This window comes from Neorhizobium puerariae (assembly GCF_042429745.1).
GTDB classification, from domain to species: domain Bacteria; phylum Pseudomonadota; class Alphaproteobacteria; order Rhizobiales; family Rhizobiaceae; genus Neorhizobium; species Neorhizobium puerariae.
Map to the genome: position 1 here is coordinate 1 of NZ_JBHMAA010000022.1, position 24,790 is coordinate 24,790.

The 24,790-nt window shown below is 62.6% G+C and carries 25 protein-coding genes; 6 read left to right on the forward strand and 19 right to left on the reverse strand.

The annotated features are described in order from the left end of the window. From ACFFP0_RS19065 to ACFFP0_RS19085, 5 genes are all read right to left on the reverse strand, one after another. Positions 1–534: aldehyde dehydrogenase family protein (locus ACFFP0_RS19065; RefSeq protein WP_377263754.1), on the reverse strand; the 534-nt coding region annotated here is incomplete at its 3' end. Positions 535–769: 235 nt separating this feature from the next. Then, positions 770–1,651 carry an amidohydrolase family protein gene (locus ACFFP0_RS19070; protein ID WP_377263756.1) on the reverse strand — a complete coding sequence of 294 codons (882 nt, stop codon included), beginning with the start codon at positions 1,649–1,651 and terminating at the stop codon, positions 770–772. Beyond that, positions 1,651–2,787, reverse strand: a complete 1,137-nt coding sequence (locus ACFFP0_RS19075) for a mandelate racemase/muconate lactonizing enzyme family protein (protein WP_377263757.1) — start codon at positions 2,785–2,787, stop codon at positions 1,651–1,653. The genes ACFFP0_RS19070 and ACFFP0_RS19075 overlap by 1 nt, the downstream gene beginning before the upstream one ends. Before the next feature lie 5 nt (positions 2,788–2,792). After that, positions 2,793–3,698, reverse strand: a complete 906-nt coding sequence (gene kdgD, locus ACFFP0_RS19080; protein ID WP_377263758.1) for a 5-dehydro-4-deoxyglucarate dehydratase — start codon at positions 3,696–3,698, stop codon at positions 2,793–2,795. A 73-nt stretch (positions 3,699–3,771) separates the two neighbouring features. Next, positions 3,772–4,524, reverse strand: coding sequence for a FadR/GntR family transcriptional regulator (locus ACFFP0_RS19085; RefSeq protein WP_377263759.1), 753 nt, complete (start codon positions 4,522–4,524; stop codon positions 3,772–3,774). Positions 4,525–4,843: 319 nt separating this feature from the next. Between ACFFP0_RS19085 and ACFFP0_RS19090 the strand changes: the two genes are divergently transcribed. Beyond that, on the forward strand, positions 4,844–5,803 hold the full coding sequence (locus tag ACFFP0_RS19090) for a S1C family serine protease (protein ID WP_377263796.1): 960 nt from the start codon (positions 4,844–4,846) through the stop codon (positions 5,801–5,803). 19 nt (positions 5,804–5,822) lie between these two features. Here ACFFP0_RS19090 and ACFFP0_RS19095 read toward each other — a convergent pair whose 3' ends face one another. The 7 genes from ACFFP0_RS19095 to ACFFP0_RS19125 all read right to left on the reverse strand — a co-directional run bounded on the left by ACFFP0_RS19095 (position 5,823) and on the right by ACFFP0_RS19125 (position 11,803). Continuing rightward, complete coding sequence (locus tag ACFFP0_RS19095) at positions 5,823–6,563, reverse strand: tyrosine-protein phosphatase (protein ID WP_377263760.1); 741 nt, start codon at positions 6,561–6,563, stop codon at positions 5,823–5,825. A 1-nt stretch (position 6,564) separates the two neighbouring features. Further along, positions 6,565–7,428, reverse strand: coding sequence for a carbohydrate ABC transporter permease (locus ACFFP0_RS19100; protein ID WP_377263761.1), 864 nt, complete (start codon positions 7,426–7,428; stop codon positions 6,565–6,567). Beyond that, entirely contained in the window at positions 7,418–8,368 is a 951-nt protein-coding gene (locus ACFFP0_RS19105; protein ID WP_377263762.1) for a carbohydrate ABC transporter permease, read from the reverse strand. The genes ACFFP0_RS19100 and ACFFP0_RS19105 overlap by 11 nt, the downstream gene beginning before the upstream one ends. A 74-nt stretch (positions 8,369–8,442) precedes the next feature. Further along, positions 8,443–9,738 carry an ABC transporter substrate-binding protein gene (locus ACFFP0_RS19110; protein WP_377263764.1) on the reverse strand — a complete coding sequence of 432 codons (1,296 nt, stop codon included), beginning with the start codon at positions 9,736–9,738 and terminating at the stop codon, positions 8,443–8,445. A 20-nt stretch (positions 9,739–9,758) separates the two neighbouring features. Beyond that, entirely contained in the window at positions 9,759–10,601 is an 843-nt protein-coding gene (locus tag ACFFP0_RS19115) for a metallophosphoesterase family protein (protein ID WP_377263766.1), read from the reverse strand. Between the two features lie 166 nt (positions 10,602–10,767). Next, positions 10,768–11,409: a TetR family transcriptional regulator gene (locus ACFFP0_RS19120; RefSeq protein WP_377263768.1), complete on the reverse strand. Its 642-nt coding sequence runs from the start codon at positions 11,407–11,409 to the stop codon at positions 10,768–10,770. 64 nt (positions 11,410–11,473) lie between these two features. Then, entirely contained in the window at positions 11,474–11,803 is a 330-nt protein-coding gene (locus tag ACFFP0_RS19125) for a hypothetical protein (RefSeq protein ID WP_377263770.1), read from the reverse strand. Positions 11,804–11,975: 172 nt separating this feature from the next. Between ACFFP0_RS19125 and ACFFP0_RS19130 the strand changes: the two genes are divergently transcribed. Further along, the gene (locus tag ACFFP0_RS19130) at positions 11,976–12,554 is read left to right on the forward strand and encodes a DUF922 domain-containing Zn-dependent protease (RefSeq protein WP_377263772.1); all 579 of its coding nucleotides are present in this window, start codon (positions 11,976–11,978) and stop codon (positions 12,552–12,554) included. A 9-nt stretch (positions 12,555–12,563) separates the two neighbouring features. Here ACFFP0_RS19130 and ACFFP0_RS19135 read toward each other — a convergent pair whose 3' ends face one another. After that, complete coding sequence (locus ACFFP0_RS19135) at positions 12,564–13,460, reverse strand: DMT family transporter (protein WP_377263797.1); 897 nt, start codon at positions 13,458–13,460, stop codon at positions 12,564–12,566. A gap of 100 nt (positions 13,461–13,560) precedes the next feature. Between ACFFP0_RS19135 and ACFFP0_RS19140 the strand changes: the two genes are divergently transcribed. Further along, positions 13,561–14,490: a LysR substrate-binding domain-containing protein gene (locus tag ACFFP0_RS19140; protein ID WP_377263774.1), complete on the forward strand. Its 930-nt coding sequence runs from the start codon at positions 13,561–13,563 to the stop codon at positions 14,488–14,490. 56 nt (positions 14,491–14,546) lie between these two features. Here the strand turns inward: ACFFP0_RS19140 and ACFFP0_RS19145 are convergent, their stop codons facing one another. From ACFFP0_RS19145 to ytfQ, 6 genes are all read right to left on the reverse strand, one after another. Further along, positions 14,547–15,194: a TetR/AcrR family transcriptional regulator gene (locus ACFFP0_RS19145; RefSeq protein ID WP_377263776.1), complete on the reverse strand. Its 648-nt coding sequence runs from the start codon at positions 15,192–15,194 to the stop codon at positions 14,547–14,549. A gap of 94 nt (positions 15,195–15,288) precedes the next feature. Further along, complete coding sequence (locus ACFFP0_RS19150) at positions 15,289–16,032, reverse strand: FadR/GntR family transcriptional regulator (protein WP_377263777.1); 744 nt, start codon at positions 16,030–16,032, stop codon at positions 15,289–15,291. After that, positions 16,033–17,019: a galactofuranose ABC transporter, permease protein YjfF gene (yjfF, locus tag ACFFP0_RS19155; RefSeq protein ID WP_377263779.1), complete on the reverse strand. Its 987-nt coding sequence runs from the start codon at positions 17,017–17,019 to the stop codon at positions 16,033–16,035. It lies immediately after the preceding gene. Further along, positions 17,016–18,050, reverse strand: a complete 1,035-nt coding sequence (locus tag ACFFP0_RS19160; RefSeq protein WP_377263781.1) for an ABC transporter permease — start codon at positions 18,048–18,050, stop codon at positions 17,016–17,018. Before ACFFP0_RS19160 ends, yjfF begins: the two co-directional genes overlap by 4 nt. Continuing rightward, a complete protein-coding gene (locus tag ACFFP0_RS19165) occupies positions 18,050–19,576 on the reverse strand; it encodes a sugar ABC transporter ATP-binding protein (RefSeq protein ID WP_377263782.1) in 1,527 nt (508 codons plus the stop codon). Before ACFFP0_RS19165 ends, ACFFP0_RS19160 begins: the two co-directional genes overlap by 1 nt. Positions 19,577–19,678: 102 nt before the next feature. After that, positions 19,679–20,638: a galactofuranose ABC transporter, galactofuranose-binding protein YtfQ gene (ytfQ, locus tag ACFFP0_RS19170; RefSeq protein ID WP_377263784.1), complete on the reverse strand. Its 960-nt coding sequence runs from the start codon at positions 20,636–20,638 to the stop codon at positions 19,679–19,681. A 331-nt stretch (positions 20,639–20,969) separates the two neighbouring features. Between ytfQ and araD1 the strand changes: the two genes are divergently transcribed. From araD1 to ACFFP0_RS19185, 3 genes are read left to right on the forward strand one after another with little or no spacing between them, the layout of a single operon-like run. Beyond that, positions 20,970–21,962 (forward strand): AraD1 family protein, encoded by a 993-nt coding sequence (araD1, locus tag ACFFP0_RS19175; RefSeq protein WP_377263798.1) that lies wholly within the window; start codon positions 20,970–20,972, stop codon positions 21,960–21,962. A gap of 9 nt (positions 21,963–21,971) precedes the next feature. Next, positions 21,972–22,898, forward strand: a complete 927-nt coding sequence (locus ACFFP0_RS19180; protein ID WP_377263785.1) for a Gfo/Idh/MocA family protein — start codon at positions 21,972–21,974, stop codon at positions 22,896–22,898. Between the two features lie 2 nt (positions 22,899–22,900). Then, positions 22,901–24,742: an IlvD/Edd family dehydratase gene (locus tag ACFFP0_RS19185; protein WP_377263787.1), complete on the forward strand. Its 1,842-nt coding sequence runs from the start codon at positions 22,901–22,903 to the stop codon at positions 24,740–24,742. Positions 24,743–24,790: the final 48 nt, after the last annotated feature.

A 24,790-nucleotide genomic window follows, 5' to 3' on the forward strand; every position in this document is an offset into this window, starting at 1 on the left:
GCCCGGGACGAGGTCGGCGGGCTTGAAGACGACGGTGTTGCCATAGGCGAGCGCCGGGGCGATCTTCCAGGCGGGAATGGCGATCGGGAAGTTCCAGGGCGTGATGATGCCGATCACGCCGAGCGGCTCGCGGGTGATCTCCACACCGATGTTGGGCCGTGCCGAGGGGATGATTTCACCGGCCAGGCGCAGCGTTTCGCCTGCGAAGAAGTCGAAGATCTGCGCGGCGCGGATGACTTCGCCGGTCGCCTCGGGGAGCGTCTTTCCCTCTTCGCGGGCAAGCAGGGTGCCGAGTTCGTCCTTGCGGGCGAGGATCTCGTCGGCGGTCTTCTTCAGGATCGCATGACGCTCCAGGATGCCGGAACGCGACCAGGCCGGGAAGGCGGCCTTGGCCGCAGCAATCGCCTGCCTGGCGTCTTCGGCGCTGCCCTGGGCATAAAGTCCAACCACGTCGTTCGTATCCGACGGGTTGACGTTCTGCGAGGCATCCGAACCGACCCATTCGCCGGCGATCAGGTTTTGGTAGATGGTCATGAACCTCTCCTTTCATGGAAAAGGTCCCGCGAGTGAAGCAGGACCGGTAAGCGAAGGCGTTCCTGTCCTTCTATCTGAACAGGCCTGGAAGCCAAAGAGAGAAGGCAGATATTTGGGCTACCGTCGGTAGCGCGATACTGGCCTCGGGGAAAGGCCGGATCGTGCGTATATCTCACCCATGACGATACCGTGAATGATGCCGCAATCGGAACCTCCTTGCTCCGGTCATCCAGCGTCAGTTTGCTGCACCGCCCCAGGCAGGCAGGGCATAGAGTTCTTCCGGATTCCCGACGAGCGCGAGATGACGGGCCTTTTCATCGGCCAGCCAGCCGAGCACGGTATCCGTCAAGGCCGCGTCATCCGGATAATCGGCCTGTTCGCGGGCGAGGTTATGCGGCCAGTTGGTTCCCCAGACGATGCGTTCGGGCGCATGGGACGCCAGAACGCGGGAAAAAGCGGCGACGTCTGCATAGTCCGGGCCGCCGGATTTCGACGATTCATAGACGCCGGCGAACTTGAACCAGCAGTTACCCTTGTCGATCAGCCGCTTGACGGCGGCAATCTGCGGGCTGTCGGCCGTTACGCCGGAGAAGAACTTGCCGTGATGATCGAGAACCCAGCGGGACTTGAGCTTTGCCAGCCGTTCTTCATGATCGAGGATGTTGCTGCCGTCGAACTGCACGGCGAGCATCCAGCCATGCGACGCAGCCTTCGCATCGACGGTTTCGAGTTCGCTCAGGTTCACCGCGCCGCCGGGCAGGTCCATGATGCGCGCGCCGACAATGCCGGCGGCGGAAAGGCGCTCCATCTCGGCATCGGATGTCGTACCGTCGACGATGCCGACACCGCGGGCGATTTCCCCCATTTCGGCAAGGCACGCGACCAGGTTGGAATTGTCGCGCTGATGGGCGTTGCCCTGGGTGATGATCACCCGGTCGATGCCGAGCCAGCGCATGAACTGGCGGTACTGGTCCGCATCCGGCAGAGCGCCTACCGGCAGTCCCGGCCCGCCGGGCAGTGATGGAAAGCCGGGCAGATACATATGCATCTGGGCATCTACGGCGCCGGCGGGCAGGGTCGTCCTGGGAGGATTGCCGGAAAGGGTTCGGACGAGCATCAGATATCTCCCATGCGGAATTCAGCGAGTGCATCGCGGTTGATTTCGATGCCGAGGCCGGGGCCATCCGGAATCTGCACCACGCCGCGTTCATGTTCGATTGGCGTCTTGACGATCACCTGGCGGAACGGATTGTGGGTACGGTCGAATTCCAGGATGGGCTCGACCGGATTGGTGCGAACAGGGCTTGGCACCATCGCAGCCATGAACTGCAAGGCGGCGGCGACGTGCACGGCCGTGCCCCATACGTGGGGCACGACTCGGATGCCGTGCAGCGCCGCGAGATCGGCGACGCGCTTGGCTTCCGTGAAACCGCCGACGCCGGCGAGATCGGGCTGCAGAATATCCACCGCCCGGGTTTCCACCGGTTCCCGCATACCCCAGCGGGTGTGCCAGGTCTCTCCGCCGGCGACCGGGATCGGCTGCCTGGCGCGCACTTCCCGATAGGCGGCGAGCTGTTCCGGTACGACCGGTTCCTCGAACCAGTCGATGCCGAATTCCGCCGCCGCCTGGCCGAACCTGATCGCCTCGATGGCGTCGTAGCCGTGATTGGCATCCACCATCAGCCGCATGCCGGAGCCTACGGCGTCACGCACTGCCCGGATGACGGCGAGATCCTCTTCCACGTCGAAGCCGATCTTGATCTTGCTGGCATGAAAACCCTGGTCCTTGTAGCGGGCGACTTCCGCGGCGTTGTCCTCGATGCGATCGACACCATCGCGCTTGAAGCTGCCCGTGGCATAGGCCTTCACGGACTCGCGAAAACGTCCGCCGAGCAGGGTCGATACGGGGACGCCGAAATATTTGCCCTTGATGTCCCAAAGGGCGATATCGATGCCGGAGAGCGCCGTCACTGCAAGGCCGCGCTGGCCCTGATCGCGCAACGCATTATAGAGACGAGCCCAGATTTTCTCCGTTTCCAGCGGATTTTCGCCGATCAGCCAGTTTGAATAGGTCGCGACGACCGCAGCATTCGGGCGAGCGGGGCCGAGGCATTCGCCCCAGCCGACCGTACCGTCGTCGCACTCGATCTCGACCAGCACGTGGGCGCGCCGGTCGAAGCGCATGGAGGCGCTTTCGAAGGCGACGTCGAGCTTGTGCTCGAGAAGATGAGTGCGGACCGATACGATCTTCATGGATTTCACCGTTTGTGGGAACCGATGAGCTTGAGCAGCATCCCTTCCTCTTCCGGCGTCAGGTCGTCGAGCGGCGGGCGCACCTTGCCGGCATCGAAGCCCTGGAGGCGCACACCCGCCTTGATCGCGGCGACCGCATAGCCCTTGCGGCGGCTGCGCAATGCCATGAAGGGATAGAAGAAGTCTCTCAGTATCTCTTCGCAACGGGACCGGTTGCCGGCGCGAAGCGCCTTGTAGAACTCGACGGCCAAGCCGGGCACGAAGTTGAAGACAGCGGAGGAATAAGTGGTGAACCCGGCGCCGAGATAGGCTTCCGCGAAGAGTTCCGCCGTGGGCATGCCGCCGAGATACATCAGCCTGTCACCCATGGTCGCGGTGATTTGTCGGACAAGTCCGATGTCGCCACTTCCATCCTTGAAGCCGATGAGGTTGGGGCATTCGTCACAGAGGCGCTTCAGCGTGTCGACCGCGAGGATCGAATTGTCGCGGTTGTAGACCATGACGCCGATGCCGACCGATTGGCAGATGCGCTTCACATGCTGATAGAGGCCTTCCTGCGGGGCGTCGATCAGGTAGTGCGGCAGCAGCAGGATGCCGTCCGCCCCGGCTTTCTCGACCGCACGGGCCAGTTCGACGCCGACATGCGTGCCGAAACCGCATCCGGAAACGATCGCAGTCTTGCCGGAGGCTTCCTTGGCGGCCGCGACGATGCCCGGGATTTCATTCGGAGAAAGCGAGAAGAATTCGCCCGTGCCGCCTGCGGCGAAGAGAACCGGCGCCTCGAAGCCCGAGAGCCATTCGATATGGCGCTGGTAGCTTCCGGGCTGGAACTGGCCTTCCTTGTCGAAGTGGGTCACTGGAAAGGACAGCAGGCCGGCGCCAAGCGCAGCCTTTATCTCTTCTGGCGTCATGGTGCGGATTTCCTCTGCAATACCTCTTTCAGATGAAATTGTCGTACGTGTTGTGCCGACTTGTGTCAACAAGTCATCTTACAGATTCGCGGACTTCCCTGAGAAGCGTCCGGTAGCGTAGCTGAGAGCCGCGCAGATGACGGCGCATGGCTTCCCGTGCCGCTTCCTCGTCCCCATCGGAAATGGCGGCGACGATAGCGTTGTGCTCTTCGTCGAGCAGTTTGATATAGGCGGTCTGGTCGGTTTCCGAATCGTCCGGGCGCAGGGCTGCCCTCGGAATGAGGTTGTGGCCGATCATCGTCAGGAACTCGCGGAAGCGAGGATTGTTGGTCGCCTCGGCGATGGCGAGGTGCAGGGCGAAATCGGCCTCGCTGGTCGGCTGCGAGGCCTCAAGACAGGCATGAACGGCATAATGCCGCTCGAGGATGACTTCTTCTTGGGCCGGCGACCGTCGCAGGGCCGCGAGGCCCGCGGCTTCGACTTCGACGGCCGTCCGCAATTCGAGAAGCTCGATCATCGACGATACGCGGGCGAGGTCGACGTTGGAGAGCGACAGCATGGCCGGTTGTGTCGTGGCGGATGGCTCCAGGACGAAAACGCCTGCACCCTGCCTTGCTTCGACCAACCGGTCGGCGCGCAATGTCGCGATCGCCTCGCGCACCACCGTGCGGCTGACGCCATGTGCTTCGGTCAATTGCGCCTCGCTCGGCAGGCGCGAGCCCGGTGGAAACTGACCGGTGGATATCGCCTGGCGTAACGTTTCCCCAAGCTTGGAAACCAGCGTCCTCGATCCCTTGCCGGTTTCGAGCTTCGCATCAACGCTCATTTCCTTCCTCCGTCATCGGTGCACGATAGATCATGGTGCGATTGCCTGTCGGGTCGGGCATGTCCCGGGGAGGCCCGGCCCGATCATCGTTTGCCTTCCAGCATGTATGATAAGTAGTGGCACTTGTCACGAATAAGTTGCAGTCCACGCAAGGCGTGACTCGGATGGATGATTGATGGCCGCAGGGACTGGGGCGACGGGCATCGAGCGCGCGCCCGAGGGGAGGCTATCCGCTCCTTGTTTCGCATTCCCGCGCTCACCACATCAATCTTTCTTTCCGCCCTTTCTTTCCGGAAGGGTGATGTCCGGAGTTCTTGCGATGGGATTTATCGATATCAATCCTCCGGTTCCCGAGGATGGCGCCCTGATCGACGCCTATTCGGAGACCGTTGCCGGCGCGGTCGACCGCGTCGGTCCCGCCGTCAGCCGTATCGAACGGCTCGGCGACAACGGGCACGGGTCTGGCTTTGCCATTTCGCCCGATGGCCTGATCGTCACCAACCATCACGTCGTGGCCGATGCCAGGACCGTGCGCATCCGCAGCGCCAACGGCGCGGTCGGGCAGGGCGCGGTGCTCGGTCGTGATGCCGATACCGATATCGCGCTGGTGCGTGCCGATATGGATGTGCAGGCATGGGCACGGCTCGGCGATTCCAAGAAGCTGCGGCGCGGCCATATCGCGATTGCGATCGGCAATCCGCTCGGTTTCGACTGGTCGGTCACGGCCGGGGTGGTCTCGGCGCTCGGTCGCTCGATGCGCGCCTCGACCGGCCGGCTCATCGATGACGTCGTCCAGACGGATGCGGCGCTCAATCCGGGCAATTCCGGAGGGCCGCTGGTTTCCGCTTCAGGCGAGGTCGTGGGGGTCAACACCGCGGTGATCCGGGGCGCGCAGGGCATCGCGTTTGCGGTCGCATCCAATACCGCAAATTTCGTCGTGTCGGAATTGCTGCGCTTCGGCCATGTGCGGCGTGCCTTTATCGGCATCGTCGTCGATACGATCGCCCTGCCGCGCCGGGTCGCGCTGAAGGCCGGCCTGTCCCAGGAGACGACGGTGCGCATTCGCCGCATCGACTCCGGCAGTCCCGCCGAGAAAGCGGGCCTGAAGGAGGGTGAATTCATCCTGGCGATCGATGGAAATCCCGTTGCAGGCGCTGATGACCTGATCCGTCTTCTCGACGGTACCAGGATCGGCAACGAGACGCAGATCTCCGTCTATGATCTGGATTTCCAGATCCGCGACCGGTCGCTGGTTCCCGCCGGGCGTCCGAAGAGCTGAGCCGCAGGAGAACCGGTTTCTATGAAAGCCGGTTCCGCAGTCTTTCCGCCATCCGGCTATCGATACCCAGCAGATCGAAATATCCCTCCACGCTGCCGTAGCTGTCGCGGATATGGTCCAGCGTGCGGCGCATGCTGCGCGGCTCGGAGGCGAGCACGATATCGGCCAGCACGGCCGGGGTGCCGCGGTTGAGCGCGCGTTCCCGGAGTTTGTCGATCAGCGGGCCGGATATGGTGGCCGTGAGCGCGTAGTCCTCGACGATCGTCGTATCGTCGACGCCGGCATTGGCGAGCAGCAGGGCGGAGATGACGCCGGTGCGATCCTTCCCGGCGCTGCAATGGAACAATACGATGCCGTCAGGCGCGTCGGCGATCGTGGCCAGCACTTCGGCAATAGCCGGCTGGCAGGCGTCGATCGCCTGGCAATAACGGTCGCCCATGTCGAAATCCGCGCTCGCACCCGCCGCCATCTCGACCGGCGCCAGCGCGGAAAACAGCGGCGTGTTATGGTAGCGCACCCGGCCATGGCCGGAAAACGGATTGGCTTCCATCGCAAGTTCATGCGCGTTCCGCAGGTCGATGACCGTCGTCAGGCCATGTTCGAGCAGCGCCTCTATATCGGCCGGGCTCAGGCGATGCAGCGCGTCGCCGCGCAGGATGGAGCGCCAGCGGGTCAGGCTGCCGTCTGCCGTGGGGTAACCACCGAGGTCGCGGACATTGTGGGCGCCTTCCAGCGCAATCAGTCGGTCGTAAGCAAGCATATCAGCGGATTCCGGATTTCATGAAGGATTCGATGACGTGGCGCTGCAGGACGAGGTAGATGATCAGGATCGGCAGGCTCGCGAGCGCTGCCGCCGCCATCAGCGGTCCCCAGAGATTGCCCTCCTGGGTCATGAACATCTGCAATCCGATCTGGACGACGGAGTTCTCCGGCTTTCTGGAGAGCAGCAGTGGCCAGAAATATTCGTTCCAGGCGGAAATGAAGGCGATGATCGACAGCGAGGCGATCGGTGCGCCCATATTGGGCGTGACGATCTGCCAGAGGATCTTCCAGCTCTTCGCTCCGTCGATGCGTGCGGCTTCCAGGATCTCGGTCGGAAAGGAGCGCATGGCGTGGTAGAGGAGCAGGATCGCGAAGGCATGCGCGGCATTGGGCACGACGAGGCCGGTCAACGTGTCGAGAAGCCCGAGCCGCGAGGCCAGCACGTAGTTCGGGATCATCGTCACCTGAAAAGGGACCAGCCAGGACAGTGCGATCAGCCCGTGGACGATGCCGGCGAGCCGCATGCGCCAGCGCACCAGCGCATAGGCCGCGAAAAGGCCCGTCACCACCTGGAGCGCGGCCGTCGCGGCGGCGACCGTCGTGGTGTTGACGAGCATTTCCAGCATCGGAATGCGGGTCAGCACGAAGACGTAGTTATCGAGCGTCGGGTTGGCGGGCCAGAGCGTGGTCGAGAAGGTTTCGTTTTCCGGCCGGAGCGACGTGGCGATCATCCAGTAGATCGGGAAGATCGACAGCACCGACAGCAGGATCATGATACCATGCACCGCGGCCCGGCGCAGAATGCTTTTGTTCGTGGCGGGGGAGCTTGCTAGCGGATGGTCGTGGGAGGCATCAATTGTCATAGACGGCATACCTCCTGGTCAGCCACATGCACCCCGCGGCGAGAACCGAGAAACCGGCAAAGGCGATCATGCCGGCAGCAGAACTCCAGCCGGCCGACATGGTCTGGAAGCCGTATTCCCAGAGCAGGTAGAAGATGTTGGTGGTCGATTTCAGCGGCCCGCCATTGGTCAGCACGTTGATATAGGCAAAGCTCCATTGCGCCCCGAAGAGAATGGTCATCATCGACAGGAGCAGGATGGTCGGCGACAGGAGCGGCAGGCGGATATCGCGGATGATGCCCCAGCGGCTGGCGCCGTCGATGCGCGCCGCCTCGACATAAGACGGGTTGATGCCGGCATTGGCGGCCGAGAACAGCAGGGTCGAGAAACCGATCAGCTTCCAGCCCGTGATCCAGGTCAGCGTCGCCAGGGCGTATTTCGGATCGGTCAGGAAGCCGATGCGGCCGAAGCCCAGCCATTCGAGCCCGAGGGTGACGAAGCCCTGATCCTCATTGAGCAGCCAGCGCCACAGAATGGCGGCGACGACAGGCGCGACGATCATCGGCAAGAAGATCAGGGCACGGTAGATCACCCGGGCGCGGCCCGTGAGGTCCTGCGTCCATATCGCCACGAAGAGCGGAATGATGACCGACATCGGAAAGAGACCGAGAATGTAGTAGAGGGTGTTCCAGAGTGCATTGCGCATCTCGGGAAGCGCCAGCAGCCGCTGGTAGTTGGTCAGTCCCACATAGCGCTGCGGCGCGGTCGGCAACATGTTCCATTGGTAGAAGGAAAGCTGGAAAGCCTCGACCAGCGGCACATAGGTCCAGGCCATCAGCAGGATCAGCGCGGGTGCGAGATAGAGCCAGGGCGCGATCGTGAAGGTGTTGCGCTGACGCACCGCCGCTAAGATGCGGTCGGCGGACAGAGGTCTGGCGATGTCGGCCTGGATGTCGGTCATGTCAGGTATCCGGATGCGGGATCGATTGCCGGGCAGGGAACGAGACCTGCCCGGCACTTCCTCCTGTCGTCTCGTCAGGGCATGAGGTCCTGGCCTTCGCCTTGCGCGGTCTTGAGGGCTGCAACCGGATCGCCGGTGCCGAACACGGCTTCGCGTACCGAGTCCATCATCATCTTCTCCACCTGCCGGTAGTTCGGGCCGGGGAAGGCGATATTCGGGGTCAGCCGGTTCAACTGCTCCAGGTTGGCGCGGAACATCGGGTTTTCCTTGACCCATGGGCCGAGATAGGCGGGGTCGTCCACGATATCGAGACGCAGCGGCAGATAGCCGATCTTGCTGGTGATGACGGTGTAGGCTTCCTTGCTGGTCAGGAATTTCAGGAGTTCATAGGCCGCGCGCTGCTTGGCGGGGTCCTTGCTGAAGACGAAGAGGGCGCTGCCGGAATTGGTCGGCGCGGTGGGCTTCTCCCCGAAGGAGGGCATGGGGGCGAGGCGCAAGTCGAACTTGCCGGCCGAGGCCTTCTTGAAGCTGCCGAGCACGGCAGTCGTGTAGAGGAACATGCCGAGATTGCCGCCCGCAAACGTGTCGGCCGGGCTGGCGATGTCGATCTTGGCGTGCGCGCCGCTGCCGACCATGTCGTGCAGCATCTTGACCGCTTCGGCCGCATTGGTATCGGCGAATGTCAGGGTATTGCCGTCTCGTACCTTGCCGCCGTTCGACATGACGATCGCCTGGTAGACGAAGGTGCCGTCCGCCGGGCCGTAGGCGCCCGGGAAGAAGCCGTTCTTGCCGGTTTTTTCCCTGATCGCCCTGCCGGCGAGATCGACATCGGCCCAGGTCTTCGGCGGGCTGTCCGGATTGAGGCCGGCCTGTCTGAAGAGGTCGGCGTTGTAATACAGGATCGGCGTCGAGAAGGTATAGGCAAGCCCGTAGGTCTTGCCGTCGACTTTGCCGAGTTCGAGACCTTGCGGGATCATGCCGGCAAGGTGGGCCTTGAGTTCGTCCGGGCGCACCATGTCTTCCAGCGCATTGGCGCCGAGATCGTTGGCGATGTAGATGAGGTCGCGGAAGACGAGCTGGGCGACATCCGGCTGGCGCCCGGCGACGATATCGGCCTGCACCCGGGACATGATCTCATTCGATGGAACGGCGACGGTCTCGACCTTGATGTTCGGGAATTTCTTCTCGAAACCGGCGATCAGCTCCTTCGTGGCGTCAGCGCCGGCGCTCGCGGAGGCAAGGTTGTAGTTATAGAAGCTGATCGTCACCGGCTTGTCGACGGTGGCCGGCATTTCGGCAAAAGCATGGAAGGGCAGCAGGGAGGTGCCGGCGAGCGCCGCCATGAGCCTGAGCGTGGTTCTGCGCAACATTTTGCGTTCTCCGGGTGAGGTTATTCGGCGGCGACGGGAACTGCCCGTGCCATCAGCATTTCGAGCGGATAGGTGTTGAGTTCGGCACGGTCGGACGGCAGCGGCACGAAGGCCATGGTGAGGCCGGAGGAGCGGATGGTGCCGATGCCGAACGAGGCGCCGCGCACCATGCGCAGGATGTCGGTGCGCAGGATATCGGTCGCCGCGTGCTGGCCGGTTCCGACGACCACCGGAATGCCGTGCCAGAAGGAGACGCGGTCGTGATGGATATGGCCGCTCAAAATCCCGACGATGTTACGATCCCGTAGCAAGGTGCGGAAGCGTTCCGACTGGGGGAAGTGAATGGTGCGCCAATGTGTTGCATCCGCTTCCTCGCCTAGTGCGGGAGGATGGTGGATGACGATCAGCTTCGGCAGGTCCGGATGGGTGTCGAGCGTCGAGGCAAGCCAGTCGAACTGTTCCGGATCGATGGTGCCGCCAATGAGGCCGGGGGTCGAGGAATCGATCGTGACGATGTGGATGCCGTCGATGACGGCATCGTGGTCATAGGGCGCTTCGGGATCGTCGGTGGCGATTTCCATGCCCTCGTAGAAGCCCGGGCGGGTATCGTGATTGCCGAGCGCGTAGACCACCGGCACGTCGAGCCGGGCCTCCATGATCGCCTTCAGCCGGCGATAGCTTTCCGCGTCGCCGCGATTGGTGAGGTCGCCGCTGACGATCACGAATTGCGGCTTCGGCGTCACCGTCGCCACGAGGTCGAGGACCTGGTTGAGCGTTTCGGTCGTGTCCGAGTGCAGGTGGTCGTCGTCGGCGGTGCCGATGTGCAGATCGGTCAGATGAATGAAAGTGGTCTCGCGTTGCACGGATGCCTCCATGGATGGCGTTTCGGACGCGGCGAGGGGCGCGTTGCACGACCTCACATCGCTTGCCTGTCCGGATCGATAAAAGGGGTTTGTTTCGCCGGAGTGACGCTTTTCGAATGCCGTTCGAAACCTGTCCGACGTGCACTCGCGGCGAAGCGATGGCGATCTAGGCGACGCGGCGGAACATGGGCGCGATCACCTCGATCATGCGGGCGATGACGGCCTCGGGGTCATCGAGGTTCATGCGGTAATTGGTCAGCACTTTTGTGCGGGAGCGGCTGCGGGTGACCTGTGAACGAATGCCGAGCGCGCAGTTCAGACGCCAGCCGATATCGACTTCGTCGAGCCAGGGAGCGATCCGCTTGAGTTCGGGAATGAAAGCCCGATGGTGCTCCACGTTGTCGATGATGCGACGGTAATGCGGCGCCTGTTCCCGATGTGCCTTCGCCATGGAGGTGAAATGGGACAGGACCGGATAGCTGGAGTTCGGGTCAAGGCTCCAGCGGATGGAGGGGCCGATGAGCGCGGCAATGACTTCCTCCAGGTCCGGAGGGTCGGGTGCCTTGCGGTCGACGGCTTTGCGCAGCAAACTGAGCCGTTCTGCATTCAGCCGGCGATAGACCCGCTCGGCGACGGCGGCGATCAACTCCTCCTGCGAGCCGAAATGGTAACTGATGGCAGAAGGTGTCGCATTCGCCTCGACGGCGATCCGCCGCGCGGTCAATTCCTCCAGCGCATCGGCTTCACAAAGCAGATGCTCGCAAGCATCCATCAGTCTCATGGCTGTGAGATTGGCGCGGCCGTGCATGAACGATCACCTCGATCACGCCAGTCTAGGTCTGGTTTGTGTAGGGGGGATGACAGTACCGCGTCTAGGGGCGAGCGGGCTGGGTGGTTGGCTTGCCGATCTTGGTCCTGGTTCCGCGTGCAAACGGCGCAGGCCAGTTTTCGCGATCGTCATCCCCATCTTCGCCTTCGCGGAATTCGTCCATGCGGTGCTTGATGGCCAGCGCATAAATGGTGTCGAGGATGTTCCGATCCCGCAGATGAGGATCGGTAAGGCCGAGCAGCGCTGCACGAACGATCTTCTTGCTCGATGTCTTCGGGCATCGTTTCGTCACATAATCGAACAACGCTCCGCCGCTGAGCCCCTCCGTCGCGCCATCGACCAGTGCCTCGTAGACTTTGCGCTTTTCTCCCATGGAATGCCTCCCGCCAGAAATCTCTTGTTTTGTCACATAACTGTCATCATCCATTTTGAATGAAGTATGGCAAGGGTCCGGAGTCGATGGCATTTCATTTCAAAAAGGGCGGACCCATCCACAGAATACCGGGAGCAGAACGGTGAGAAGAGGCGTTTGGATTTTCTGGTCAGTGGCTTGTTCCGTCCTGATACCCTTCTGCGTACAGGCCCAGACGCCATGGCAGCCGGTCGAACAGGTTCAGACCTATTCGATCACCGGCGATTCCGGTGTCGATCTCTATGCCTCGATCGGCGAGCGCGGCCCGAAGATAGGCAAGGAAGTCCGCACCATCGCGCATGCCAATTTCAAGCTCACCTGGACGCGCAAATACGAACCGCAGCCCAATGGCGCCTGCACCCTGGTGTCTGCGCGGCCGAAGCTCGTCATCACCTACATGCTGCCAAAGCCCGCATCGCCGCTACAGCCTGATCTGAAAAGGAAATGGGATATATTCATCGATGGTGTCCGCAGGCACGAGCAGGTGCATGGGGCGGCCATCGTCGACATGGTGAAGGAGATCGAGCAGGCAAGCGTCGGTCTGAGTGCCGCCAACGATCCGAAATGTTCCAAGGTGAGGGCTGATCTGCAGGCAAAGCTCGGCGAGATTTCCAGGGCGCAACGGAAGCGCAGCAGCGATTTCGACCGGATGGAGATGAGCGAGGGCGGCAATGTTCACCGGCTTATCCTCAATCTGGTGAACGGGCATTAGCCGGTTTGCCTATCTCTTCTTGCCCATCAGGTTCACGATCAGCACGCCGAAGATCGCCATGACGCCGCCAGCCATTCCGATCATCGTCGGCACTTCTCCGAGCCAAAGGAAACCGATCAGCGTTGCGGTCGGCGGAACGCCGTAGAGGAAATTGGCCGCACGGGCGGCGGAGAGTCGCTTCAAGGCGATCGCCCAGGTGACATAGCCGATGGCTGTCGGGAAGAGCACCAGATAGGCCACGGCCCAGTTGACTTCGACGGGCGCCGCGACGAGGGCCCGGAGGGTGGAGGGGACGGCCGGTAGGAGCGGGATCGAGCCGATCAGCATCAGCCACGCCGTGACGGCAAGCGCCGGCATGCGGCCGAGGATCGGTTTCTGCAGGACGCTTGCGACTGCCGAGCAGAGCGCCGCCCCGAGAATGAGGATGGCGTTGGGATCGAGGTCGAAACCCTCGTCGCCCGATGCCGCGATCAACGCGACGCCGGCAAAGGAAACCGCCGTTCCGATCCAGCCCCGCCGACCGAACCGTTCCCCAAGCGCAAAGGTCGCAATGAGTGCGGTGAAAACCGGCATGGTGTTGATGATGAAGCTCGCCGGTCCCGCCGCGACCGTTCGCTCGCCCATGTTCAGAAGGACGGCATAGGCTGCGATGAAGAGCACGGCCGCCATGGTCAGGCGGACGAGATCGCGCTTTTCGGGAAGCGCCGGCCGAACGGCGGCGAGGTAGAAGGCGGCGATCAGCGCCGCGGCGACATAGCGCGCGGCCGCCAGTTCGAGAGGCGTCAGCGGCCCGAGGCAGGTACGGATGACCGCAAAGGAGGATGCCCAGAAGACGATGGTCACCAGGATGGCCAGGAAGGCAATGCCATCGAATCCATGTCTTTCGTCTCGCGTCTTGTGATCCATCGCAAGCGTGCTCACGGCCATCTCCATTCCTGTTCCGGCAGCAGGAATAGGCTCTCAAGCCATGCTTGAAAAGCATCGCAATCGATGATCATATGTGCGCATGGTTCACAGCTCGCAATCCTTGCCGCCCCTGGATACGCTCGAGACTTTTGCCCGGGCCGCCCGGCTCGGTTCGTTTTCCGCCGCTGCGGAAGAGGGCGGTGTCACGCATGGCGCCGTCTCGCGGCAAATTTCTCGCCTGGAACGCTGGATGGGCGTGCGGCTGTTCCTGCGCGAAGCGCGGGGTGTGACGCTGACGCCGGAAGGTATGCGGTTCTTCAGGCGAGCGGAGGAAGCGCTGGCGCTGCTCGGCGACATGGATGAGCGATGGCTGCCCCGCCGCAGCAAGACGGTCGTCCGGCTTTCGGTGACGCCATCGGTCGCATCGCTCTGGCTGTTCCCGCATCTGCAGACGCTGGAAGCAAACGATATCCACCTCGACCTCGTGCTGGAGCATCGCCTTGCGGATTTCGGCGAGGGGATCGATCTGGCAATCCGCTGCGGCAAGGGGCCGTGGGCCGGGGTGCGCAGCCTGCCGCTTTGGCAGGAGAAGCTCTTTCCGATCGCATCTCCCGCGCTTGCCGCCCGTCTCGGCGGCCGTTCGGATGCCAGATCGCTTCTCGAACTGCCGATCCTGCATGATTCCAATATCGAGGCCTGGCGCCGCTGGCTGGCGTCCGAGGGGATAGACTATGTGCCGAGGGGGCAGGACAGGCGCTTTGAAGATTACAATCTGGTGATCGACGCCTGCGTGCAGGGTGTCGGAATAGCGCTTGCGCGTCCGCCGCTCGCCGATGCGGCCCTGGCTTCGGGTCGTGCGGTTGCCGTTTCGGACAAGACGATAGACCACCACGTCGCTTTTCACCTGATCCGGCCGAATGACGCGCTGAAAGGTGCAGCGGCCGAGTTCGCACAACGATTCCTGCGTGAAGCCGGGCATGACGAGGCCTCGATAGCAGGCTTCGTCGCGCCGGGCCGGAGCAGGGGATAATCCATCGGGCTTGGGATTTGCCGGTTGCCTGCGACAGGCTGGAGGCGGAGTGTCGATCAACCAGCCTTGCCCTGCAAGTAGCCGATCACCGCATCTGCGATCATCGTCTTGTGCCGTTCCATCGTCGCGGGTTCGGAAAGGTCGCGGCGAAAGATGGTGCCAAACGTGTAGCGGTTCGAGACGCGGAAAAAGCAGAAGGCGCTGATCAGCATATGGATGTCGAGCGGATCGGCCTTGCGGGTGAATACACCTTGCGCGACGCCGCGTTCCAGGATGGCGGCGATCGTTTCGATGACGGACACGTTCAGGTCGCGGATCTCCTCCGAGCGCAGCATGTGAGAGGCGTGATGAATGTTCTCTATGCTGACCAGGCGCACGAAATCCGGATTGGCCTGATCGTGTTCGAACGTGGTCGATATCAGCACGCGTAACGCCTGTTCCGGCGGCAGGTTGGAAAGCTGGAGGTCTGCCTCCAGTGTGCGGATCTTGCGATAGGCGCGTTCGAGGACGGCGAGGTAGAGGTCTTCCTTGCTGCCGAAGTAATAATAGATCATCCGCTTGGAGGTGCGCGTCTTTTCCGCGATCGCATCGACGCGTCCGCCGGCGAGCCCGTAGGTCGAAAACTCTTCCGTCGCCACGTCCAGGATATCTTCCCGGGTGCGTTGAGGATCGTTCTTCCTGCCGTTTTCGCGCTTTATCGCCATTCCCAAGCCGTTTTCACCGTCCCCGGTCCATCCTCGTCCTCCCGAAACGAGTCATCGCTCGCCAATCAGATGATCTTCCTGGATGCGAGACAGTTCAAGCCGGCAGCGGCACTTCGAGGGAGTTGCGAATCCGGCTCTTGCCGACCTCGATCACATGACGCATGGCCGTGATTGCCTTCTGAGGATCGCGGGCGGCGATCGCATGCGCGATCCTCAGGTGATTGCCGGCAACTTCCTCGATCTTTTCGGGCGAGGAGGCTGGCGAGGAAAGCTGGAACGAGATGGCCAGCGCGGCCTCGATCAACGCGCTTGCAGAACGCATGAAGGGATTGCCGGACATGCGGGCGATCGCCAGGTGAAATTCCAGGTCGACCTTGGCGATGGTTTCCGGCGTATGGGTGAGATCGTCGAATTTCGCGGCGATGGCGTAGAGAGCGACGATATCGTCGCTGGTGGCGCGGATCGCCGCCGCCGCGGCGGCGGCGGGTTCCAGCGCCATGCGCATTTCCGCAAGATGTTCGATGAATTCGAAGTCGAGGCCGGATTCGAAGCGCCAGCCGAGCACGTCCGAATCAAAGAAGTTCCAGCTCGCCCTGTCGAGCACGCGCGTCCCCACCTTCGCCTTCGGCTCGACCAGCCGTTTGGCGGCGAGCGTCTTCATGGCCTCGCGCAGCACCGTCCGGGAGACGCCGAAACGGGCGGAAAGCTCGGAATCGCCGGGCAGCAGCGAGCCCTCGGGTATCTTTCCGGATACGATCCCGCGGCCAAGTTCCGCCACCACATGCGCGTGGTTGCTGCGGCGCTTTCGCCCACTGATCGTTGTTTCCAGAAGACCCAATCAAACCCCCTTCAACAGGCCTTCGGCCAGTTTCCTGTTTGAATACCAGATAATGCCGCGCTGCAAGACGATGAAGACGAAGAGCAGGATGCCGATGACGATTTTCGTCCACCAGGAGGAGAGCGTGCCGTCGAAGACGATGTAGGTCTGGATCAGTCCCTGGATCAATATGCCGACGAACGTGCCGGCGACCAGGCCGACGCCGCCCGTCAGAAGCGTGCCGCCGATGACGACGGCCGCGATCGCGTCGAGTTCGACCCCGACGGTCGCCAGCGAATATCCGGACGAGGTGTAGAGCGTGTAGGCGATGCCGGCGAGGCCCGAGAGGAAGCCTGACAGTGCGTAGATGCCGACGGTCGTCGAGCCGACCGGCACGCCCATGAGTTCGGCCGATTGCTGGTTGCCGCCGATTGCATAGACATTGGCGCCGAAACGGGTGCGGCCGGCGACGAAGCCGCCGACGATGAAGACCAGCAGCATCAGCATGGCAAGCGCCGTCAGCCGTCCGCCGCCCGGAAAGCGGAAATAGAAGCCCTGGATCGCATCGATCATGGGATGGGAAATCGGCACGGATTCGGTGGAGATCAGATAGGCGGCGCCGCGGGCGAGGAACATGCCGGCAAGCGTCACCACGAACGGCGGTATGCCGAGATAGCGGATCATCGCTCCCATCAGGCTGCCGAAAAACGTCGATATGACCAGAACGGCGGCAAAGGCGGCGAGGGGATGGACGCCCACCGATCCGACCATGACCGCCACGAAGACGCTGGCGAACGCTATCACGGAACCGATCGACAGATCGATGCCGCCCGACAGGATGACGAAGGTCATGCCGACCGCCGCGATGCCGAGGAATGCGTTGTCGGTCAAAAGATTGCCGAGCACGCGGGTGGAGAGCATGTTCGGAAACTGCAGCACGCAGAGCGCATAGGCGATGACGAGGATGCCGAGCGTCGTGACGAAAGGCAGGTTGCGGCTGTGGATCATCGTGCCGTTCCTTCCGCCTTGTTGGTCCCGGTCCCGGTGCGTCTTTTCGCAGGGCTCAGAAAACCGAGCAGGTTCATGATCGCAGGCGACTGCAGGGTCAGCACGACGATGATGATGCCGGCCTTGATGATCAGGTTGAACTCGGGCGGGAAGCCCGAAACCAGGATGCCGGTGTTGATCGACTGGATGATCAGCGCGCCGATGAGCGAGGCCGTGATGGAGAAACGCCCTCCGTTCAGCGAAGTGCCGCCGATCACGACGGCGAGGATCGCGTCGAGTTCCAGCCACAGCCCGGCATTGTTGGCATCGGCGCCGCGGATATCGGCGGTGACGATGAGGCCCGCGATGGCTGCGCAGATGCCCGAGACCGCATAGACGAAGAAGAGAAGAAAGCGGGCGCGCACGCCGGCAAGGGTGGCGGCGCGACGGTTGATGCCGGTTGCCTCGATGAGGAAACCGAGCGCGGAGCGGCGAACCAGGAGGCCAGTCAGGAGACCGGCTCCGGTCCACAGATAGATCGGGATCGGTATGCCGGCTAAGGAGCCGGAACCGAGCGCGGCGAAGGTATCGTCGTTGAATGTGAGGATGACGCCTTCCGTGATGAGCTGGGCGATACCGCGGCCGGCGACCATCAGGATCAATGTCGCGATGATCGGCTGGATATCGAGAAGAGCCACCAGCACGCCATTCCAGAGACCGCAGGCAAGGCCCACGCAAAGCGAGATCAGGATGACGGCGAACAGGGGATAGTCCTTGCTGATCAGCGTTGCCGAAACCGCGCCGCAGATTGCGATGACCGCGCCGATCGAGAGATCGATGCCGCGCGTGGCGATCACCAGCGTCATCCCTATGGTCAGCAACGCCACGGGCGCCGCTCGCACCAATATGTCGATCAGGCTGCCGTAGAGACGGCCGTTCTGGATCGAAATGGTGAGGAAACCCGGCGCGATGGCGGTGATCAGGGCAAGGATGACGGCCAGTGCGATCAGTTGGGGGGCGAGGCGCCTGAGGCGGCGAGCGACATGGTTCATCAGGCGGCCTCCGTACGGGTCGAAGCGGCGATCGCCTGCATGATGTTGTCGGCGGACACCTGCTCGCCGCTGAGTTCGGCGACGTGGCGACGGTCGGACAGCACGATGATGCGATGGGCGACGGCGGTCAGCTCTTCGAGTTCGGAGGAGATGACGATCAGCGACATGCCTTCGGCGCAGAGGCGTTCGATCATCTTCAGGATTTCCGCATGCGCTCCGATATCGATGCCGCGTGTCGGTTCGTCGAGGATCAGGAGGCGTGGCTCGGTCGCCAGCCAGCGGGCAAGGATCGCCTTCTGCTGGTTGCCGCCGGAGAGGAATTTTATCGGCCGTTCCGCATCGGTGGGGCGGATGTCCAGCGACTTGATGAATTTCTCCGCGATCATCCGTTTTTCACGGGACGATATGGATCTTGCCCAGCCCTGCCGGGCCTGCAATGCCAGCGCGATATTGTCGGCAACGGAGAAATCGCCGATGATGCCATCCGTCTTGCGCTCCTCGGGGCAGAAACCGAAGCCGTGGGTGATCGCCGCTTCGGGGGAGGAAAGCGCGACGTCCCGGCCATCCACCTTCGCCGTGCCGCTGTCGGCGCGGTCTATGCCGAAGAGCAGGAAGGCGGTTTCCGTGCGTCCCGAGCCGAGCAGGCCGGCAATTCCAACCACCTCACCGGGGCGGATGTCGAGATCGAAGGGCGCCACGCTGCCGCGTTTGCCGTAACCTGCAAAACGGATAGGCGCCTCGGCCGTGGTCGCGACCGTTTCCTCCTGGGCCTGGTGTTCGCGGGTGATGTGCTGCAGTTCACGGCCGAGCATCATCGAGATGAGTTCCAGTTGCGGCAGTTCGGCCAGCTTCCGCGTTCCGACCAGCCGTCCGTTGCGCAGGACGGTGACGCGATCGGCGATCGCATAGACCTGGTTCAGGAAATGCGTGATGATGATGATGCCGAGACCTTCCGTGCGCAGCCGCCTGAGGACGGAAAACAGCATCTCGACTTCATGCGCATCGAGGCTGGCGGTGGGTTCGTCGAGCACCAGGACCTTGCCGGAGAGATCGACCGCGCGGGCGATCGCAACGATCTGGCGGACCGCGACGGAGTAGGAGGAGAGCAGGGCGTCCACATCGATGTCGAGACCGTAGCGGGAAAGCAGGGCTTTCGACCGGCGGTGCATCTCGCGGCGGTCGATAAGGCCGCAGCGGAGGGGCTGGCGGCCGAGGAAGAGGTTTTCCGCCACCGTCAGGTTCTCGAGAAGATTGACCTCCTGATAGACGGTGCCGATGCCGAGCGCTTGCGCTTCGGCGACGTTGGCGGGCGTCACCTCCGCGCCGTCGAGACGAACCGCGCCGCGGTCGCGGCTATAGACGCCGGTCAGGATCTTGATCAGTGTCGACTTTCCCGCACCGTTTTCGCCGAGCAGCGCGTGGATTTCTCCGCGATCCAGCGTGAAGTCGACGCCGTCGAGCGCCGTGATGCCGAGGAAGGCCTTGCCTATGCCCCGGGCTTCCAGAAGAGAAACAGAATCCGACATGCTCATGTCCCGCATCTATCGAAGAACCGGAGCGGCAAGGGGGCTCCGCTCCGGTTGCTGAGGTTGCCCGGCCGAGTTGAGGAGCTGCCGGGCGGCGGGAGATCAGTAGCCGAGGCCCTTCTTGGCCTCGTAGACCTTCAGCGGGTCATCCTTGGCCGTGTAGAGCTTGGATTCGGTCTGAATCCATTTCGGCGGCTCCTTCTTGTCTTTCAGGAAGGCATTGAGCGCGTCGAATGCTGGGCCGGCCATGTTCGGGGTCAGTTCGACCGTCGCATTGGCTTCGCCCTTCGCCATGGCCTGGAAGATGTCCGGCACGGCATCGATCGAGACGATCTTGATGTCGGTGCCGGGCTTCAGGCCGGCTTCCTTGATCGCCTGGATCGCGCCGACGGCCATGTCGTCGTTATGGGCGTAGACGGCACAGATGTCCTTGCCGCCGCCCTCCGCCTTGATGAAGCTTTCCATGACTTCCTTGCCCTTGGTGCGGGTGAAGTCGCCGGTCTGCGAGCGGGCGATCTTGATGTTGGAATGCGACGCGATGGCCTGCTCGAAGCCTTTCTTGCGGTTGATGGCAGGCGAGGAGCCTGTCGTGCCCTGCAGCTCCATCACCTTGCAGTCCTTGGAGCCGATTTCCTTGACGAGCCAGTCGCCCGCGACCTTGCCTTCATAGACCTGGTTGGAAGTAACCGCCGTGAGATAGAGATCCTTCGGCGCCTCGATCTCGCGGTCGAGCAGGATGACGGGGATCTTCTCTTCCTTGGCTTCCTTCAAAACGGCATCCCAGCCGGTGGCGACCACCGGTGCGATGAAGATGGCGTCGACGCCCTGGGCGATGAATCCGCGGATCGCCTTGATCTGGTTTTCCTGCTTCTGCTGGGCGTCGGCGAACTTCAGGTTCACGCCGCGCTTTTCCGCCTCCTGCTTGGTGACGGTCGTTTCCGCCGCCCGCCAGCCGGATTCGGAACCGATCTGCGAGAAACCGACCGTAAGCGATTGAGCGGAAACGCCGGAAGCGAGGGACATGCCGAGGGCGACAACGGCCCCCGCGAGTGCTCTTTTCATCTTTAATTCTCCCAGAGATGAGAAAGCAAACTGACGATCCAAGGATTGGCATATAATATTACTTTTTCAAGCGATAATTTTGACGATCCTCAAAATCGCCTGCCACCTGGCCGTGCCTGTGAGATATTCTGTATGTTAATCAATCGTATGGGGTTGAAACGATACGGCTCTGGATCTCATCGGGCGACCGTTTCGCCATCCTTGACAAGGGGGATGGCAATCCAATAGTCGTATTATTGACTGCATCGGAGCCGGATAATCCGATGGGAGGAACTGTATGGCGCAACGGAGATGCCATGCAGGCGTTGGAAGCATTTGGATGGCGAAATCGATGTTGCGGGTTCTTCAGGTTCGGGATGGTGCCGGTCAGCTACAGGTCGTGGCCTGGGACGGCCAAGGTGATGCCCGCGTGGTCAGGGGTGTCTCATCCACGTATGAGCTTGCGACACAGGCGATTGCCGAAGGGCAGACATTGCAGCAGCGGATCGATGCCGCAGGTCTTGGCGATACGGTCAACCTTCGGAAGGCTGCGGCCGAAGGCCAGCTCGGCCTGCCTGTCACGCATCCCGATCCGGCGCATTTCATCGTCGCGGGCACCGGCCTTACGCATCTCGGCTCGGCCGATGGCCGCGACAAGATGCACAAGGCGGCGCAATCGGCGGAGAAGCCGACCGATTCCATGCGCATGTTCCTGATGGGCGTCGAGGGCGGCAAGCCGAAGCCCGGCGAAGTGGGCGTGCAGCCGGAATGGTTCTACAAGGGAAATGGCGCGCAGCTTCGCGCCACCGGCGAGGACCTTGTCTCGCCCGCTTTTGCGCTCGACGGCGGCGAGGAGCCGGAACTGGCGGCGATCTATCTCATCGGACCGGACGGTACGCCCTTCCGGCTCGGCTTCTGTCTTGCCAACGAATTCTCCGATCATGTGACAGAGAAGGGCAATTATCTCTGGCTTGCGCATTCCAAGCTTCGCCATGCTTCGCTCGGTGCCGAGCTCCTGGTCGGCGATCTGCCGGATCATGTGGAAGGCACCTCGCGCGTGCGGCGCGGCGACAGGGTCATCTTCGAAAAGCCGTTCCTGTCGGGCGAGGCGAACATGTCTCACACGATCGCCAACCTGGAACACCATAATTTCAAATACGAGCTGTTTCGTCAGCCGGGCGACCTGCATGTGCATTTCTTCGGCACGGCGACGCTTTCATTCTCCGAAGGCATCAAGACGGAGGCCGGCGATGTGTTCGAGATTTCCGCCGCGCCCTTCAAGTTGACACTTGTCAACCGGCTGGCCGTCGCGGACGATAAGCCTCTGGCAATCAAGAAGCTCTGAGGAAGAGGCATGGCATCTGTTCGTCTCGCCATTGTCGGATTGGGAAAGATCGCCAGGGATCAGCATCTCGGGGCGATCGAGGCGACCGACGGCATCGATCTCGTGGCGGTCGCGAGCCGTCACGCGCAGCTGGATGGCGTCCGCTGTTTTCACGAAATCGGAGACCTGCTCGCCTCCGGCGTGGAAATCGACGCCGTTTCTCTCTGTACGCCGCCGCAGGGGCGTTTCAGCCAGGCGAAGGCGGCGCTCGACGCCGGCAAGCATGTGATGCTCGAAAAGCCGCCGGGCGCCACGCTTTCGGAAGTCCATGCGCTCGAAGCGTTGGCCCGGGCGAGAGGCCTGACGTTGTTTTCCACCTGGCATTCCAGGGCCGCCGCCGCCGTGGAGCCGGCGCGGGCGTTGCTGGCGAAACGGAAAATCCGCAGCGTCGCAGTCGAATGGAAGGAAGACGTCCGTCACTGGCATCCGGGGCAGGCGTGGATCTGGGAGCCGGGCGGTCTGGGCGTCTTCGATCCCGGCATCAATGCGCTGTCGATCGTCACCCACATTCTGCCCGAGAAGTTCCATCTCACCCGCTCCGATCTGACGTTTCCCGCCAACCGGGCGGCGCCGATCGCCGCGAGCCTGTCGTTCGAGACGGATGGCGGTATTCCGGTCTTAGCGGAATTCGACTGGCGCCAGACCGGCCCGCAGACCTGGGATATCCGGATCGACACGGATGAAGGTCCGGTTGTGCTGACGCATGGCGGCAGCCGCTTCTTCGTCGATGGCGAGGCGCAGATCATCGAGGCGGACCGGGAATACCGCAATCTCTACCGCGATTTCGTGGCGCTGGTCGCGGCCGGCCGCAGCGATGCCGATTTTTCGCCGCTGGTGCATGTCGCCGACGCTTTCATGTTGGGCCGACGCATTCAAACAGCGGCCTTTGAGGACTGATGATGAGCAATTCCGAAAACGCACCATCCAATGAAATCGCCGGGACGAACCAGCCCGGAGCGGCAAAGAAGCTCCGCTCGCGCGCCTGGTTCGACAATCCCGCCAATGTCGACATGACGGCGCTCTATCTTGAGCGTTACATGAATTTCGGCCTGAGCCAGGCCGAATTGCAGTCGGATCGCCCGATCATCGGTATTGCACAGACGGGTTCGGATCTTTCCCCCTGCAACCGGCATCATCTGGAACTCGCCAACCGCCTTCGCGAGGGCATCCGCGAGGCGGGCGGCATCGCGATCGAATTCCCGGTCCATCCGATCCAGGAGACGGGCAAGCGCCCGACCGCCGGCCTCGACCGCAACCTTGCTTATCTCGGCCTCGTGGAAGTTCTCTACGGCTACCCGCTGGATGGCGTGGTGCTGACCATCGGCTGCGACAAGACCACGCCGGCCTGTCTGATGGCCGCGGCCACCGTCAACATCCCCGCGATCGCCCTGTCGGTGGGGCCGATGCTGAACGGATGGTTCCGCGGCGAACGCACCGGTTCCGGGACGATCGTCTGGAAAGCGCGCGAGCTCCTGGCCAAGGGCGAGATCGACTATGCGGGTTTCGTGAAGCTTGTCGCGTCCTCGGCGCCGTCGACGGGTTATTGCAACACGATGGGCACGGCGACGACCATGAATTCGCTCGCCGAAGCGCTCGGCATGCAGCTTCCGGGCTCGGCGGCCATTCCGGCGCCCTATCGTGACCGGCAGGAGGTCTCCTACCTCACCGGCCTTCGCATCGTCGAAATGGTCAAGGAAGACCTGAAGCCTTCCGATATCCTGACCAAGGAAGCCTTCGTCAACGCGATCCGCGTCAATTCGGCTATTGGCGGTTCGACCAATGCGCCGATCCACCTGAATGCGCTCGCACGCCATATCGGCGTGGAACTCTCCGTGGACGACTGGCAGGCCTATGGCGAGGACGTGCCGCTGCTCGTCAACCTGCAGCCCGCCGGCGAATATCTCGGGGAAGACTATTACCATGCGGGCGGCGTGCCGGCCGTCGTCAACCAGCTCATGAACCAGGGCCTCATCCACGAGGACGCCATGACGGTGAACGGCAAGACGATCGGCGAGAACTGCCGCGGCGCGATCATCGAGGACGAGAAGGTCATTCGCCGTTACGAGGAGCCTCTCAAGGAGCGCGCCGGTTTCCGCGTCCTTCGCGGCAACCTGTTCTCCTCGGCGATCATGAAGACGAGTGTCATCTCGAAGGAGTTCCGCGAGCGCTACCTGTCCAACCCTGACGATCCGGAAGCCTTCGAAGGCAGGGCGGTCGTGTTCGACGGTCCGGAGGACTACCACCACCGGATCGACGATCCCTCGCTGCAGATCGATGAGCATACCGTCCTCTTCATGCGCGGCGCCGGTCCGATCGGTTATCCCGGCGCTGCGGAAGTGGTGAACATGCGGGCGCCTGATTATCTGCTGAGGAAGGGCATTACCTCGCTCGCCTGCATTGGCGACGGTCGCCAGTCGGGAACGTCGGGCAGCCCGTCGATCCTCAATGCCTCGCCGGAAGCGGCGGCTGGCGGCGGCCTTGCGCTTCTGCGGACCGGTGACCGCGTGAGGATCGATGTCGGCCGCGGCCGGGCGGATATCCTGATCTCCGACGAGGAGCTTGCCGCGCGTCGCAAGGCCCTGGAGGCGGATGGCGGCTACCACTATCCCAAGCACCAGACGCCGTGGCAGGAAATCCAGCGCGGCATCGTCGGACAGATGGAGACCGGGGCGGTGCTCGAACCGGCGGTCAAATACCAGCGTATCGCCCAGACCGCCGGTCTGCCGCGCGACAATCACTGATCGGAACGATCCCCAGAGCGGCGGGAGGCCGCTCTTGCAACGGAGTTC